Source organism: Pseudaquidulcibacter saccharophilus (genome assembly GCF_019455445.1).
Lineage (GTDB): Bacteria > Pseudomonadota > Alphaproteobacteria > Caulobacterales > Aquidulcibacteraceae > Pseudaquidulcibacter > Pseudaquidulcibacter saccharophilus.
The window spans coordinates 93575-108842 of sequence record NZ_JAHWUS010000003.1; the positions used below are offsets into that span (position 1 = coordinate 93575).

13 protein-coding genes are annotated in these 15268 nt (G+C 41.7%); all 13 read left to right on the forward strand.

Translation table 11 applies throughout. The annotated features are described in order from the left end of the window. Nucleotides 1-7: 7 nt before the first annotated feature. The 13 genes from tsaE (at nt 8) to KXV15_RS09060 (ending at nt 15264) form a co-directional block, all read left to right on the forward strand. A complete protein-coding gene (gene tsaE, locus KXV15_RS09000) occupies nt 8-496 on the forward strand; it encodes a tRNA (adenosine(37)-N6)-threonylcarbamoyltransferase complex ATPase subunit type 1 TsaE (protein ID WP_240007854.1) in 489 nt (162 codons plus the stop codon). Then, nucleotides 483-1583 carry an aminoglycoside phosphotransferase family protein gene (locus KXV15_RS09005; protein WP_240007855.1) on the forward strand — a complete coding sequence of 367 codons (1101 nt, stop codon included), beginning with the start codon at nt 483-485 and terminating at the stop codon, nt 1581-1583. Before tsaE ends, KXV15_RS09005 begins: the two co-directional genes overlap by 14 nt. Next, a complete protein-coding gene (locus KXV15_RS09010; RefSeq protein ID WP_240007856.1) occupies nt 1576-2331 on the forward strand; it encodes a nucleotidyltransferase family protein in 756 nt (251 codons plus the stop codon). Before KXV15_RS09005 ends, KXV15_RS09010 begins: the two co-directional genes overlap by 8 nt. A gap of 355 nt (nt 2332-2686) precedes the next feature. Next, nucleotides 2687-3817, forward strand: coding sequence for an acyltransferase family protein (locus tag KXV15_RS09015; RefSeq protein ID WP_240007857.1), 1131 nt, complete (start codon nt 2687-2689; stop codon nt 3815-3817). Between the two features lie 179 nt (nt 3818-3996). Next, a complete protein-coding gene (locus KXV15_RS09020; RefSeq protein ID WP_338050441.1) occupies nt 3997-5052 on the forward strand; it encodes an acyltransferase family protein in 1056 nt (351 codons plus the stop codon). A gap of 131 nt (nt 5053-5183) precedes the next feature. Next, on the forward strand, nt 5184-5387 hold the full coding sequence (gene rpmI / locus KXV15_RS09025) for a 50S ribosomal protein L35 (protein WP_240007859.1): 204 nt from the start codon (nt 5184-5186) through the stop codon (nt 5385-5387). 14 nt (nt 5388-5401) lie between these two features. Then, entirely contained in the window at nt 5402-5761 is a 360-nt protein-coding gene (rplT, locus tag KXV15_RS09030) for a 50S ribosomal protein L20 (protein ID WP_240007860.1), read from the forward strand. Between the two features lie 83 nt (nt 5762-5844). Continuing rightward, nucleotides 5845-6477, forward strand: a complete 633-nt coding sequence (locus KXV15_RS09035) for a LysE family translocator (protein WP_275671600.1) — start codon at nt 5845-5847, stop codon at nt 6475-6477. Nucleotides 6478-6485: 8 nt separating this feature from the next. Then, complete coding sequence (locus KXV15_RS09040) at nt 6486-7118, forward strand: LysE family translocator (RefSeq protein WP_240007862.1); 633 nt, start codon at nt 6486-6488, stop codon at nt 7116-7118. A 98-nt stretch (nt 7119-7216) separates the two neighbouring features. After that, the gene (pheS, locus tag KXV15_RS09045; protein WP_240007863.1) at nt 7217-8296 is read left to right on the forward strand and encodes a phenylalanine--tRNA ligase subunit alpha; all 1080 of its coding nucleotides are present in this window, start codon (nt 7217-7219) and stop codon (nt 8294-8296) included. 15 nt (nt 8297-8311) lie between these two features. Continuing rightward, on the forward strand, nt 8312-10693 hold the full coding sequence (gene pheT, locus KXV15_RS09050; protein ID WP_240007864.1) for a phenylalanine--tRNA ligase subunit beta: 2382 nt from the start codon (nt 8312-8314) through the stop codon (nt 10691-10693). A 392-nt stretch (nt 10694-11085) separates the two neighbouring features. Next, nucleotides 11086-13521 (forward strand): TonB-dependent receptor, encoded by a 2436-nt coding sequence (locus KXV15_RS09055; RefSeq protein WP_240007865.1) that lies wholly within the window; start codon nt 11086-11088, stop codon nt 13519-13521. 153 nt (nt 13522-13674) lie between these two features. After that, complete coding sequence (locus tag KXV15_RS09060) at nt 13675-15264, forward strand: alkaline phosphatase D family protein (protein ID WP_240007866.1); 1590 nt, start codon at nt 13675-13677, stop codon at nt 15262-15264. Nucleotides 15265-15268: the final 4 nt, after the last annotated feature.

The window sequence follows — 15268 nt, forward strand, 5'->3', positions numbered from 1 at the left end:
TGGGCTTATGCGGATTGAATTAAAAGACGAAAATGACACTCTAAAACTTGGTGCATTATTGGCGAAGAATGCACGAATTGGCGATTTTTTTGCCCTTTATGGTGATTTGGGTGCGGGCAAAACCACATTTTCGCGTGGCTTTATATCTGAATTGACCGATGCCGAAGAGGTCCCAAGCCCGACATTCACGATTTTGCAAACATATGATAGCGAAATGGGCGAAATCTGGCATTTTGACCTTTATCGAATTGAATCGCCTGATGATATTTGGGAATTGGGTTGGGAAGAAATTTCCGAAAAAATTACCCTTTGCGAATGGGTAGAGCGCGCAGGACAGTATTTACCGCAACAAAGACTTGAAATTTATGTCGAATTTGTAACTAAAGAAAATGTAACGTTGCCTGCACGCGCGGCACTTTTAAAGATTGTTGGCGGCAAGGAATATACCGAATATTGGCAACACCGGTTTAGAGATTTGTATAATGAGTTCATTTGAAGAAGCGATTGATGATATAATCCAAAAAGCCGGATTTGAAAATTGCCAACGAATTAAATTGATGGAAGATGCGTCCACCCGTTCGTATGAACGCCTTTATAAGGATAATCAAACCGCAATTTTAATGAAAGCACCGCCGGGAAACGAAAACCCGCCATGCCCAAAAGATGCAAGTGTTGAGGAACGTCTTGATCTTGGCTGGAATGCAACTTCGCGCCTTGCCGGTTCGCGGGTTGAGGCTTTTGTCGCCCTAAGCAATTTTCTAAGCAAAAATGGTTTTTCCACCCCGCGCATTTATGCCAGCAATGTTGAAGAAGGCGTGGCGGTTATTGAAGATCTTGGCCTCGATTTATATGCAGAGGTTTTGAAGGATAAAGACGTTTATAAAGAACAATCACTTTATAAACTTGCCGGTGAATTATTGGCAAAATTGCATAATACCGAAATCCCTGCTGAGCTTCCGGCGCCAAATGGGGTTTGGCCATTGCTTGAATTTGATGCGCTTGCCTTGACCGTGAACGCCGACTTATTTGTAAGTTGGGTTCCGCAGTTTTTGGGTATGGCGGAATATTCACAAGAAGTTTTGGCGGAATGGGCGCAAATTCGTTCTGATATTATTGCCAAAATCCTTAAGCATCCGCGTAAACTTACTTTGCGTGATTATCATGCCGAAAACATGCTTTATTTGAATGATCGTGAAGGCATGGCAAAAATTGGTCTGTTGGATTTTCAGGATGCGGTTATTGGTTTCCGTGCGTGGGATTTTTCAATGCTTTTGCATGATGCGCGCCGCGATGTTTCCAAAGAAGCCCATGAAGCCGCCGTAAAGGCATATGTTGCAACCATGCGCATTGTAGAAGAAGATTTGCGCAATGAAATCGACCTTGAAGGTTCGATAAACATTCTTCGCATTATCGGCATCTTTGCGCGCCTTATTGAACGCGATAAAAAAGAGAAATACCGTGCATTCATGCCTCGTATGGTTGGGCATTTGGAAACCGTTCTAAAAAACCCTGAATTACACGCATTAAAAAACTGGATTGATAAATACGCACCTTTAAAAGAATTGGGGCAGATTAATGTTTAAATCAGGCAAGCCGCGCGCCATTGTTTTCGCCGCAGGGCTGGGAACACGTATGCGCCCACTTACCAATGATCGACCAAAAGGCTTGGTTGAGGTTGCGGGCCGTACACTTGTTGACCATATGCTTGATCAATTGGCGGCCTCAGGTGTTGATAAGGTTGTGGTCAATACATTCCATTTTGCATCAAAATTGATTGACCACCTAGAACAACGCCAAGATAGATTGCCAAGAATTGTTTATTCACGCGAAGATATTTTGCCAGAGCCATTGGAAACAGAGGGCGGTTTAATCAATGCCCTCCCGCTAATGGGGGAGGGGTTAATCCTAACCTGTAATGCCGATGCGATTTGGATGGATGAAACCGCAATTAAGCGTGCAATAGAGGCATATGATCCACAAAAAATGGATGGTCTTTTGCTTTTAGCAAAAATGGAAAATACCACTGGTTTTGACGGCGCGGGTGACTTTTTCATGGATGAAGAAGGCCGACTTACCCGCCGTGGTGATGCCAAAAGTGCGCCCTATGCCTATGCCGGCGTGCAAATCACGCGGACTGAATTGTTCAAAGATAAGCCACTTGTGAAACGCTCACTTGCCAAAACCTGGTTTGAAGAATGGGCACCAAAAGGGCGCCTTTATGGTATTGTTCTTGATGGTCTTTGGCTTCATGTCGGCGATCCCACTGCACGTGATGAAGCAGAGAAGATTTTTACTGATTTTCTAGCAAGCCAAAAAGAAACGACTAATTAATCAAGGTCAAATTCCATTATTTTTGCGTCAAATAAGCTGTTTTATTTGCAATATTTGACCACGAAAAATAATGTCGGGAAATAGCGCCTTAAATCTTATAAATTTAATAAATAAACCGCGCACATAAGGCGTTGGCTAAGTTGATATTATGCTTCTTGGCATGAGTAATGCTATGTTCCCAAGGCAAAAATGCGGCAACATGCCTTTAAATTACGCTTTAATAAAACTGCAATAAAAACTTAATCTAATTATTTTAAGTTGTTAACCCAAAGGTAATAAATAAGAACCATAACTCTTTATGTTGTAAAATCTTAATTTATCTATTTTGATAAATATTACTTTTGACTGTATTATCATGAACACCATTGCAAACCGAGAGGTGCAGCAAAGGGTTGGCGGTGCCAGCCTTGATGTACTGCGCTTTCTGGCGGCTTTCTTTATTATGCTCTTTCACTGCTTTGACGATATATCGTCAAAAACTAGTGTTTTTGAGCCATTATTAAAGCAGGGTTGGCTTGGTACGGATTTATTCTTGATATTATCGGGTGTTGTTATGTCGCGCGCATATTCAAACACTATTTCAACGGGCAAGATTACGTTTCATGATTTTATTATCAAAAGATATTTTAGGCTTTTTCCATCGCATGCTGTGGTTTTGATTGTTTTCGGAATTATTATTACCGCGGTTTCAATATCAGGCTATAAACTGCATGATGGTTGGGGTTATAATTTTACAGACTGGATTAAACAATTTACGCTTTCTCACGCATGGGGTCTTAAAATACATGTATGGAATTTCCCAACGTGGACGATTTCAACGCTTATAATATGCTATATGCTTTTTTATCTTACAATTAAATACATCAATAAATTGCCCAAAATAATTGTTTCATTGCTGGCGATAATGGTGATTATCGCAGGAAACCTCATTGCACAATTTGTTTTCAATGATCGTTTGGTTGAGATTCAAACTTACCCAATGTTACGTGCAATGACGTTTTTTATGCTTGGGGTATTTGCAGATATTATTACCCGAAATCTTAAAATAAATAAGCCACAATATGTGTGCTGTGCAGGGCTTATTTCTGCAACAATAGTTTTGCTTGTTTATGCGAATGATGAGTATCTTAATATTTTGTCTGTCGCAAAAGATAATATTATAATAGCCCTCATCTGTATTCTTACCGTAATATCATCACGAGTGAATTTTAAAGAAACAAAAGAAACCCAAGAATTGGGTAAAACCTCTTATTCATTATATCTTGTTCATGCACCCACGCAATTAATAGGTTTTGAAATCTTGAGAAATCTTGAAGGCAAGGCTTTTTATTCTGAATATGTATTTTGGGGCGTAATTGCCATAATGATAATTGCGTCAGTTGCAATTGCGATTTGGTTTAAGAGCTATATTGATAAACCTTTGGCGAATGCCACAGCAAAATTCTTAAAAAACACTCAACAAATTCATATGCCTAAGCCAATATGAAGAAGTTTTACCAATTACATTAACCCAAAAGAAAACAATATGGCATTATAATTGCCGTGCATTCTGTGCGAATCTGAGGGGCAGGTTTCGTGGTAAAGAATGCTTTTTTATGAGTCATAGCCATTAATACGTCTGATAAACAAGCTGTTCAAAATAGAATTGGCGGTGCCAGCCTTGATATTTTAAGGTTTATGGCGGCGCTTTTTATTCTTACTTTCCATTATTATGATGATGCCCCGACCAAGGTTCAAATTATGGAACCATTGATGAAACAGGGTTGGCTTGCAACAAATTTCTTTATGATGCTTTCGGGGTTGGTGATGGCGCGCGCCTATGCCAATAATATCTCCGAAGGTCACATAAATTTTGAATCTTTTATGCTAAAAAGATATGCCCGCCTTATTCCATCGCATGCCGTAGTTTTGATTGTGTTTGGCATTATTATTTATGGGCTGACACTTTTTGGATTTCGCCCACAGCACCCACAGGCATTTACTTTGCACGGTTGGCTTGAACAATTGACGCTTGTTTATTCTTGGGGCTTTGAAGACACGCCGGCATGGAATTTACCAACCTGGACTATTTCATCATTATTAATCTGTTATGCGATTTACGCGCTTGTGATTGGGCATCTCAAAAAATTGTCGCTTGGAAATCTTGTGGTGCTATTGGCGGTAATTCTGATTTCGGCGAATTTATTTTCTCATTATGTATTTCACCGCCGCATGGTTGAACTTGCATTACAATTCTCATTGGGGCGTGCAATTCCATTCTTTATGATGGGGGTTATTGCCGAATTAATGACACGCGGACTTATGGTCAATAAAACCCAATATTTTATTTGGGCAACGACATTTTTGGCGGGAATAATTTTCTTTGCATATGAAAACACAAATAGTGTGTTTAACGATAATGCTATTTTGCTTTTAACCTGTGCATTCATGGCAATTTCGTCACGTGTAACATTCAATGAAACCACGATAACAAAGGAAATGGGAAAAGCGTCTTATTCATTGTTCCTTGTGCATACGCCAATTCAAATCATTGGTTTTAGAATTTTAAAGATTATTGAAGATAGGCTTCATCTCCCTGAAATTGCCCTTTGGGGGATTTGGTTCACGATGATTGCATTTTCAATCGCGTTTGCATTCATGTTCCAAAAATATGTTGATAAGCCACTTTCGCAAATTACAACCAAATTGCTTAAAAGAAACCGCAAGGTCGCAATAGCATAATTTATAAGGGCAAAATGCTGATAGGGCTTGCAAAGCCGGTACTTTTACGTTAACAGCCCACTCTCTTTTAGCGCTCGGGCGAAATGGCATTGCCTTGGGTGCTTTGTTAAACTTCTATCTTGGAGATGAAAATGCCTAAATTGAAAACCAAAAGCGGTGTTAAAAAGCGCTTTAAAATTACCGCTACCGGTAAGGTGATGTGTGGTGTTGCTGGTAAGCGTCACCGTCTTATGTCACACAATTCAAAATATATTCGTAACAACCGTGGTACTGATGTTCTCGCAGATGCTGATGCAACTCGCGTGAAACTTTGGACCCCTTATGGCTTGAAATAGGGAGGGTTTGAACAATGGCTCGTATTAAAGCTGGTAAAGAAACCCGCGCTCGCCGTAAAGGTATTTTGGCTCGTGCCAAAGGTTACCAAGGTCGCCGTAAAAACACTATTCGTACTGCTACCGCTGCTGTATGGCGCGCTGGTCAGTATGCTTATCGTGACCGTAAAGCGAAAAAACGTAATTTCCGCTCACTTTGGATTCAGCGTATCAACGCTGCTGTTCGTGAATTCGAATTAACATATTCTGTATTCATCAACGGCCTTACCAAAGCTGGCATCGTTGTTGACCGTAAAGTTATGGCTGATATGGCAACTTCGCAACCAAACGCATTTGCGGCATTGGTTGACGCGGCAAAGAAAGCATTAGCAGCATAGTTTTGTTGCAATAACAGTTTTCAAAAGCCCGAACCTAGTGTTCGGGCTTTTTTATTTTCTATTTATGCCTTAGGTATTTTGAAATGTTTACCTTATCTGAAATCCTTGTCTTTTGTTCTTTTGCCTTTGCAATTTGTATTGCACCGGGGCCCAATATGATTCTTGCAAGCACGCGCGGCCTAAGCCATGGTTACAGGGCGGGGTTTGCCACGCTTTTGGGGGCGGTGGTTGCCAATTATGTGTTGGGTGCATTGGTGGCGCTTGGCATGGCAAAACTAATTATTGAAATCCCAATAGTTTTTGAAATCATAAAATGGGCGGGTGCGGCATATCTTGTTTATCTTGCAATCAAGGCATTCAAAGAAGATTTCAGACCAGATCTTGATCCGCATCTTGTGGCAAAAACCCCGCTTACCAAGATATTTTTTGACGGCTTTATAAATGGTATTTCAAACCCCAAGGGGGCTATGTTCGCACTCGCCATTTATTCGCAATTTTGGCATCCGGATCGTGGCTCAATTTTCTTGCAAACCATGATTATGACCACAATTCTTATAAGTTTTGATACAGTGATAATTGGCGCGGCAATTATTTTTGCGGGCAAGTTTCGCCATATCATTATGAATTCCGACCGAATTGGTAAAATCATGAAAATCCTTTTGCCAACCGTTTATTTGGGGCTTGCCCTTAAGATTGCAACAACACACAGGGGTTAGGGGCAATAATGTTTAGCGGGCATGAATTATTGATTTTTACTGCCGCGGCATTTGTTCTTGCAATCACACCGGGGGCAGACATGCTTTTGGTTAGTACACGTACCCTTACCCAAGGCCGCCTTGCCGGATTTTTGACTATGTGTGGTATCATGACGGGGGCGCTAATAACCGCGTTAATGGTTGCGATTGGGCTTGCTGCAATTATTGCAAAAATCCCAATTGTTTATGAGATAATTCGATGGGCAGGGGTGGGGTATTTATTATGGCTTGCATTTAATGCGCTGAAATCGGAAAAAGGTGTGGCGGCTACTAATTTTAAACCTGTCAAAATTCCAAATTATCGCATTTTCATTGATGGCATGATTAATAATATTTTGAACCCGAAATGTATATTATTCGCGCTTTCTATCTATCCGCAATTTTGGCATCCTGAGCGTGGTTCGGTGGTGTGGCAAACCTTGATTCTTGGTTTAATCGCCGACCTTATGGGGCTGATTGCCATGGGGGCAGTGGTGATTGCGACCGCACATTTTCATAAAATCATAAGCGGAAATAGTGGTTTTAAAAGAATTTCAAATTATCTGCTTGCAAGCGTGTTTGGGCTATTGGCATTGCGCATTGCCACAAGTCACAAAAATTAAACCATTTAATTAAGCCTTTAGCAATTGCAAAATTAACACAAAAAGTGCATAGGCAGTCCCATAAAATTGGAAAATCACCAGAAAAACTGGAAATTTAGATGACTTTGGAAATTGAAAAATTAGAAGGCGAATTATTGGCGCAATTGAATGCGGCAGATAATGAAGCCTCACTGGAAGAATTACGTGTATCAGCACTAGGTAAAAAAGGCAGTGTATCTGAGCTTTTGAAGGGTTTGGGCGGTATGTCCTCTGAGGAGCGTCAGGTTTTTGGACCAAAAGTAAACGGCCTTAAAAACAAACTTAATGACCTTATTAACGAAAAGAAAATCGCCCTTGCTGATAAGGCGCTTGATGAACGCTTACTTGCCGAACATCTTGACGTAACTTTACCTGCTAAGGCGCGCCGCCAAGGTTCAATCCATCCAATCATGCAAGTTTTTGAAGAAGTTGCAACCATTTTCGCCGACATGGGCTTTAGCGTAAAAGAAGGCCCGGATATTGAGGATGATTTTCATAATTTCACCGCGCTAAACTTTCCTGAAAAGCATCCAGCGCGTGATATGCACGACACCTTCTTTATGCAGCCGAATGAAAAAGGCGAACGCAAACTTTTGCGTACCCATACTTCGCCGGTACAAATTCGCACTATGAAGAATGAAAAGCCGCCAATTCGCATTGTTGCCCCTGGTCGTACTTATCGTTGTGACTATGACCAAACCCATACGCCAATGTTCCACCAAATCGAAGGTTTGGTAATTGAAGAAGGCGTGCATATGGGCCACCTTAAAGGCGTTTTAATGGAATTTTTGGCGCGCTTCTTTGAGGTTGACGGGGTTGATGTTCAATTCCGCCCGCACCATTTCCCATTCACTGAACCCTCTGCTGAAGTTGATGTTCGTTGTGATCGTTCGGGTAAGGAATTAAAAATCGGAACTGGTAATGATTGGTTGGAAATTTTGGGCTGCGGCATGGTGCATCCCAATGTTTTAACCGCATGTGGCCTTGACCCAAATGTTTATCAGGGTTTCGCATTCGGTATGGGTATAGACCGCCTTGCAATGCTTAAATACGGCATTCCTGATTTGCGTGATATGTTTAATAGCGATGTTAGATGGCTTGAAAACTTTGGCTTTGAAGCATTATTCAGCCCTTCTATAACTTCTGGCCTAAGCCGATAATTAACGAGAATAAAAATGAAATTCACAATTAACTGGCTAAAAGATTATTTACAAACTGATGCAAGTGCCGATGAGATTGTTGCGGCAATGACTATGGCAGGGCTTGAGGTTGAGGATGTTGAAAATCCTGCTGAAAAGCTAAAGGCGTTTTCGGTCGTGAAAATTGTTGAGGCTGTGCAGCATCCCAATGCCGATAAACTTCGGGTTTGTCAGGTTGAAACCAATCAAGGCCGTCTTGAAATCGTATGCGGTGCACCGAATGCACGTGCCGGCCTTACCACTATTTTTGCGCCCATCGGCACATGTGTTGAGGCATTGGGCGTAACGCTTGAGGCGCGTCCAGTTCGCGGTGTGGTGTCAAATGGTATGATGTGTTCATATGAAGAGTTGGGCTTAACTGGCGATTCATCTGGCATTATCGAATTGCCGGACGATGTTGCGGTTGGTACATCTGCGGCGGCGGCACTTGGCATTGATGATGTAACAATTGATTTCGAAGTTACACCAAACCGCCCTGATTGGTTGGGTGTAAATTCAATTGCGCGTGAACTTGCGGCACGTGGATTAGGTAAATTTTCCGATCGCGATATCAAGGAAACCCAAGGCACATTCAAAAGCGATATTGCGGTTAAATCCGAAACCACTGCTTGTCCATTATTTTATGGTCGCCTGATTAAGGGTGTGAAAAATGGCCCATCGCCAAAATGGCTACAAGATCGCCTAAAAGCGATTGGCTTGCGCCCGATTAATGCGCTTGTGGACATTACCAACTTTATTTCAATTGATCGCGCCCGCCCACTTCATGTCTATGATGTTGCAAAATTAAAGGGCAATATTGTTGCAAGAGCCGGTAACGATGGCGAAAGCTTTGTTGCCCTTGATGACAAGACTTATAATGTCGGCGCGCAAATGTGCGTTATCGCCGATGATAGTGGTGTTATCGGTCTTGGCGGCGTTATGGGTGGGGTTACAACTGGTTGTGATGAAAATACCACCGATGTATTTGTTGAATCCGCATATTTTGAACCATTAAGCATTTTCCAAACTGGACGTGCAACCGGAATTCAATCCGATGCCAAATACCGCTTTGAACGTGGTGTTGACCCTGCCTTCACCAAAGGCGGTTTGGATTTCGCAACGCAAATGATTGTTGAATTGTGCGGTGGCTTGGCTTCGGAAATTGTAAAGGCTGGTGAAGTTCCGGCCGCACCAAAGGCAATTGATTTTAATGTCTCTGAGGTTAAACGCCTTACTGGTATTGAGCTTGGTGCAGGTGAAATTATCAAAATCCTTGATACTTTGGGCTTTGTCTCCAAAGATTTAGGTGATGGTAAATTAAACATCCTGCCACCAACTTGGCGCGGTGATGTGAAACTACCTGCTGATATTGTTGAAGATGTGGCGCGGATTCATGGCTTTGATAAATTGCCAATGGCAACATTATCACAACCGCAAAACCGCAATCTTATCTCATCTGATAAAATCGCATTTAACCTTGGTCGTCGTGCTTTGGCATCTTTTGGTTATAATGAGGTGGTTACATGGTCGTTTGTTAAAAAAGACTATGCCAAATTGTTTGGCGCAAATCTTGAAAATAAAGCTCTTGAAATTGCCAACCCAATTAATGACGAGCTTGAATATATGCGTCCATCGGCCTTGATTAATCTAATCGCGGCGGCACAGCGTAATATTGACAAGGGCTTTAAGCAGCTTGCAATTTTTGAGGCTGGTCCAATTTATCTTGGTGATGAACCAAATGACCAAAAGAATGTTATTGCCGCAATTGCAACCGGCGAAACCCGCCATTGGAATGGTATTATCAAACCTGATGTTTATTCAATTCAGGCAGATATGATGGCATTGCTTGCGGCAATGGGTGTGCCAACTGGCGGTCTTATGATGGCAAATGGCGCATCATCACATTTCCATACTGGTCGCGCTGGGCAATTGAAAATGGGGCCAAAGGTGGTGGTTGCCGAATTTGGGCAAATTCACCCACGAATTGCCAAGGCATTGGGCGTTGATCAAGATATTTTTGCCTTTGAAATTTTTGTTGACGCTTTGCCAAAAGCAAAACAAAAACCATCAAAAGCGAAACCAAAGCTAGAATTATCGCAATTCATGCCGTTCACCCGCGATTATGCCTTTATCCTTGATAAAGACAAAGCGGTTTCCGATTTGGTGCGGGCAATTACCAATGCCGACAAAACCCTTATTTCAAATGTAAATGTGTTTGACGTTTATTCTGGAAAAGGCGTTGAAGACGGCAAAGTTTCAATTGCCATAGAGGTTACGATTGCCCCCAAGGCAAATACTTTAAACGATGCTGAAATTGACGCATTAAACCAAAAAATAATTACCGCAGCGGGCAAACAAAACGCAAGTCTGCGGGTTTAATGTATTAAAATTGCGTCATAATTTAATTATGGCGCAATTTTTTCACTTTATGACAATTTACAAAAGAATCGCTTTTACAAAACTGTCATAAATTAAAGTTGCATTGAGGAAATTTGCTCTATATCGGGGTAAGTTATGCACGAAATTTTCCCTTTTTTGACTATTTATTGATAATAAATTGTGCGTTGTGTCGCCATTTTGCAACGGTCATAATAAGAATCTGCATGTCCCCATTTTTTCTGCCAAAAATTAATTGATTGTCATCGTTCTGTCACCTAAAGCAACGATTAGGGCGTTAATTTTTGTTAACCTGTGTTTGTACGCCTCTGCGGATTGCCATTTTCGGGCTAATCTTTTTGGGTTGGGTTAACAGGGTATATAGGGAAGCTGTTATGAAAAAATCTTATATTTTAAGCGCATCAGTGATGATTATGTCACTTGCGGCTGGTGCTGCTTATGCGCAGTCAACAGGTACGGAAACAGTTGAAACTGTTGTTGTAAAAGGTACTCGCAACGTTGGTATTTTACAAAAAGAAACTGGTATCAAAACTAAAGTTACTATTGACCAAACTATGATTTCTCAAGCATCAGCTGGTCAAACAATTGCTGATATTCTTAATACCGTTCCAGGATATAACTTCACCAACAATGACCCATATGGTTCATCTGGCGGTACAATCACTATGCGTGGTATTTCTGGCGATAAGGTTTCTTTGACATTTGACGGCGCCCAACTTAACGACGCTGGTAACTATGCAATCTACACCAACCAATTGCTTGAGCCTGAATTGATTTGTAAGGCTTCTGTAAACACTGGTGCAACTGACATCGACTCTTTGACTGGTTCTGCAATCGGCGGTACTGTTAACTTCTCAACTTGTAAACCAAATGACAAATTTGGTGGCGTTTTGAAATATACTGGTGGTGACTGGAACTTTAAAAACGCTTTCGCTCGTGTTGATTCTGGTAAAATTGGCCCTTGGGGTACAAAAGCATATATCGCTTACACAGACCAATCATACAGCACTTGGACCCGTGAAGCTATTGATGACCCTAAACTAACTAAACAACAAGCTAACTTCTTGGTTCATCAAGATTTGTTTGGCAATGGCTCATTTGTTAGCCTAGCTGGTCACTACAACAAAAACCGTAACATTTTTTACAGCGCTTATAGCAAAGCAGCTTTGTTCGGAACGCCTACTGCGACTAGTGGTTATGACTGGAACGGTGCATCTCTAACCAGCATTAACCCATCTGACACTGGGAACCTTCGCGGTAAATCTAAATGGGTTTTCTCTGACAAGCTAACTTTGACTGTTGACCCTACTTACCAATACACAATGGCAACTGGTGGTTCTACTACAACCATGAGCGAAACCGATGCAACTCTTTGCGGTAGCCACTATGGTACTGCTGGTTGCGGTGTTGACCTTAACAAAAACGGAACAATTGCTTCTTCTCAAACAAGCAAATTGTACCAAGGTAACATTACAAACACCAACCGTTTCTCTATCACATCTTCATTGATTTATGATTTTGCTGAAAACCAAAGAGTTCGTTTGGGTGCTTCTTATGAAAACGCTCGTACCCGTCAAACTGGTGAGCGCGTTGTTCTTAATGCTGATGGTTCTACACCTGCAGTATTTGGCGCAAAAGATAAAGAATATCTTGCGATTATCGATAATGATGGCAACGTAAACCAAAGACGTAACCGTTATTCAAAAGCAATGGTAAATGTATTCTCTGCTGAATATATCGGTGGTTTCTTGGAAGAAAAATTGTTTGCAACTGCTGCGGTTAGATTCCAAAAAATGGAACGTGACTTGAACCAATATTGCTATTCTAAAAACGATGGTACCGGTTCATTCTCTCCATATTGCTCAAGCGAAAAAGCAACACTTGTAAGCACTACACCAGAAGGCTACAAGCTTGTTACTTTGGCGTCAAAAGGTACTACTTTGTATGTTGCTCCTTACAGCAAAGATTACAGCTTTGATAAAACTCTTTTCAACGCTGGTCTAACCTATAAAGTTACTCCTGCTGATCAAGTTTATGGTAACTTCTCGCAAGCAATGTCTTCTCCAAAAACAGACAATTACTATGCGATTAAGATTAACCCAACTACTCTTGTTGCAACTGTTTCTAACCCTTCACCAGAAGTTAATAACTCTTTTGAACTTGGTTATCGTCATACCAACAATAACCTTTATGCAACTGCGACTATTTACTATGCAAAAGACAAAGATCGTCTTGTAAGCGCATATGATGAAGCACTTGGACAAACAATTGACACCAACGTTGGTGACGTTGTTCGTACAGGTTTCGAAGCACAAGCAAGCTATAAAGTGCTTCCAAACTTCTCACTTAACGCAAGCTACACATATACAAATGCAGAAATGCAAAACGATATGCCTAGCTCTAAAGCAGGTGCAACACTTCCAACCAAAGGAAAACAATTGGTTGAGACACCTAAAAATATGGCTACCTTTGGTATGACATATGACTTTGCTTCTCAACTACACTTCAACTTGAATGGTAAATATGTTGGTGAACGCTTCTCAACCTACGTGAATGATGATGCGGCTCCTGAATACACTGTTTGGAGTGGTTCTCTTCGTTATGACTTCATGCCAACCCGTCCAGGTACCTACCTTCAGGTTAACGTTGTGAACTTGTTTGACACCAAATATCTTGGTTCAATCAACAACAAACAAAACACTGCTTTGGGTATCCTACGTTCAGACGGCACTACCGAAGCTGCTGCTACACCTACATTCTATGCTGGTGCGCCGCGTACATTCCAAGTTGGTGTTCGTACTACTTTCTAATTTAATCCCACGGATTAATAACAAGGGGCGGCGGGTAATCTGCCGCCCTTTTTGTTTGCATCATTACAATGTCATAATTTTTGCAATAAAATTGCGCTATTGATTTGAAATTACGTAAAAACCTTTTATGTTTTTATGAAAAGGTGGGCTTATATGGACAAACATACTTTATTGGTTAACAGGCGTCGTTTTTTATCTGGTCTTGCATTTTCTGCGGCTGCTGGGGCAACCTTGGTTCCTTGGCGCGGTTCGGCATATGCGGCGGCACCAAAATTTACATCTGATCCATTCTCTTTAGGTGTGGCATCGGGGGATCCATCACAAGAAGGCTTTGTTTTATGGACACGCCTTGCGCCAAACCCACTAGAAGTGCAGGCATTTACCCAAGAGCTTGTCGAAGTAAATGTGGAGGTTGCAACCGACCCAACCTTTAAAAATATTGTCCGTCGTCAAACCGAAATTGCCCGCCCTGATATGGCGCATTCGGTTCATGCTGAAATTTATGGTCTTGCCCCAAATCGCCAATATTTTTACCGCTTTAATTGTGGTGGTGTCGCAAGCCCAGTTGGACGGGTAAAAACCACGCCAATGTTAGGTGCGGATTTTGATAAATTAAAATTCGCATGGACATCATGCGCCCATTATGAACAAGGCTATTATACTGGTTATGCCGATATTGCCGACCAAAACCCTGATTTGATCCTTGGTCTTGGTGACTATATTTACGAGGTTTCGTATGGTCCGCAATTGCGCCGTATGCCTGTCAATGAGGCGTTCACACTTGATGAATACCGCCTTATTCACGCACTAACCAAAACCGATAAGGATTTGCAACGCGCGCACCAAGTGGCACCGTGGCTTTTCATTTGGGATGACCATGAGGTTGCCAATGATTATCAAGGTGATTTTGGTGAAACCCGCCCTGTGAATGATGAAAAACGCTTTGTTGAGCGTAAATATAATGCCTACAAAGCATTCTTTGAACATATTCCGCTTCGTTCACGCTCACGCTTTGATGCGTCAAACCATATGCGTATTTATGGGCAATCTATCTATGGCAATTTGGTTGAGTTCACTTTGCTTGATACCCGCCAATATCGTGCGCGCGCTGCGTGTCCGACCCCAGGCCGTTTCGAAGCCGAGGTGGTTTCACGCGCAACCTGTACTGAATTACAAGATCAAAACCGTACTATTTTGGGTGCTGCACAAGAGCGTTTTGTTAATGAGAACATGATGCGCGGCATCGCAAAATGGGACATCTTGGTGCAGCCAACATTGTTTAGCACGATTTTCCAAAAAACCTCAAAAGGTGATGATGGTGCGTTTAATGAAGGTTGGTCTGGCTTTGAACCTGCACGCCAAAAATTGATTGACGCAATTCAGAAGCGTCAAAAACAGGCGCAATGTGTTGTGATTGGTGGTGATATGCACGCATTCTTTGCCTCTGATGTTAAGGCTAATTATGCGGACCAAAAATCAGAAACCGTTGCGGTGGAATTTGTTGGTGGCTCGATAACCTCAAAATCATATAATTATGATCGCTTTATGAAGATGCTTCCTGATAACCCACATATCAAATTCTTTGATGACCGGGTTAATGGTTATGGTCTGGTTGAGGTTGATAAACAAAAAATGGATGTTAAACTTCGCGCCACCCCAAGCACTTGGGATAAAAGCGCGAAATATTTCAATTTGAAACATTATGTGGTTGAACGCGGTGCTAACCGCCTTAATGAAGTATAGGTGT

Bases quoted from the DNA above. Each gene is read 5' to 3' on its own strand.
- KXV15_RS09060 (WP_240007866.1), top strand. From the start codon at position 13,675: ATGGACAAACATACTTTATTGGTTAACAGGCGTCGTTTTTTATCTGGT.
- KXV15_RS09055 (WP_240007865.1), top strand. From the start codon at position 11,086: ATGAAAAAATCTTATATTTTAAGCGCATCAGTGATGATTATGTCACTT.
- tsaE (WP_240007854.1), top strand. From the start codon at position 8: ATGCGGATTGAATTAAAAGACGAAAATGACACTCTAAAACTTGGTGCA.
- KXV15_RS09040 (WP_240007862.1), top strand. From the start codon at position 6,486: ATGTTTAGCGGGCATGAATTATTGATTTTTACTGCCGCGGCATTTGTT.
- pheS (WP_240007863.1), top strand. From the start codon at position 7,217: ATGACTTTGGAAATTGAAAAATTAGAAGGCGAATTATTGGCGCAATTG.
- KXV15_RS09005 (WP_240007855.1), top strand. From the start codon at position 483: ATGAGTTCATTTGAAGAAGCGATTGATGATATAATCCAAAAAGCCGGA.
- KXV15_RS09010 (WP_240007856.1), top strand. From the start codon at position 1,576: ATGTTTAAATCAGGCAAGCCGCGCGCCATTGTTTTCGCCGCAGGGCTG.
- rpmI (WP_240007859.1), top strand. From the start codon at position 5,184: ATGCCTAAATTGAAAACCAAAAGCGGTGTTAAAAAGCGCTTTAAAATT.
- pheT (WP_240007864.1), top strand. From the start codon at position 8,312: ATGAAATTCACAATTAACTGGCTAAAAGATTATTTACAAACTGATGCA.
- KXV15_RS09015 (WP_240007857.1), top strand. From the start codon at position 2,687: ATGAACACCATTGCAAACCGAGAGGTGCAGCAAAGGGTTGGCGGTGCC.
- rplT (WP_240007860.1), top strand. From the start codon at position 5,402: ATGGCTCGTATTAAAGCTGGTAAAGAAACCCGCGCTCGCCGTAAAGGT.
- KXV15_RS09035 (WP_275671600.1), top strand. From the start codon at position 5,845: ATGTTTACCTTATCTGAAATCCTTGTCTTTTGTTCTTTTGCCTTTGCA.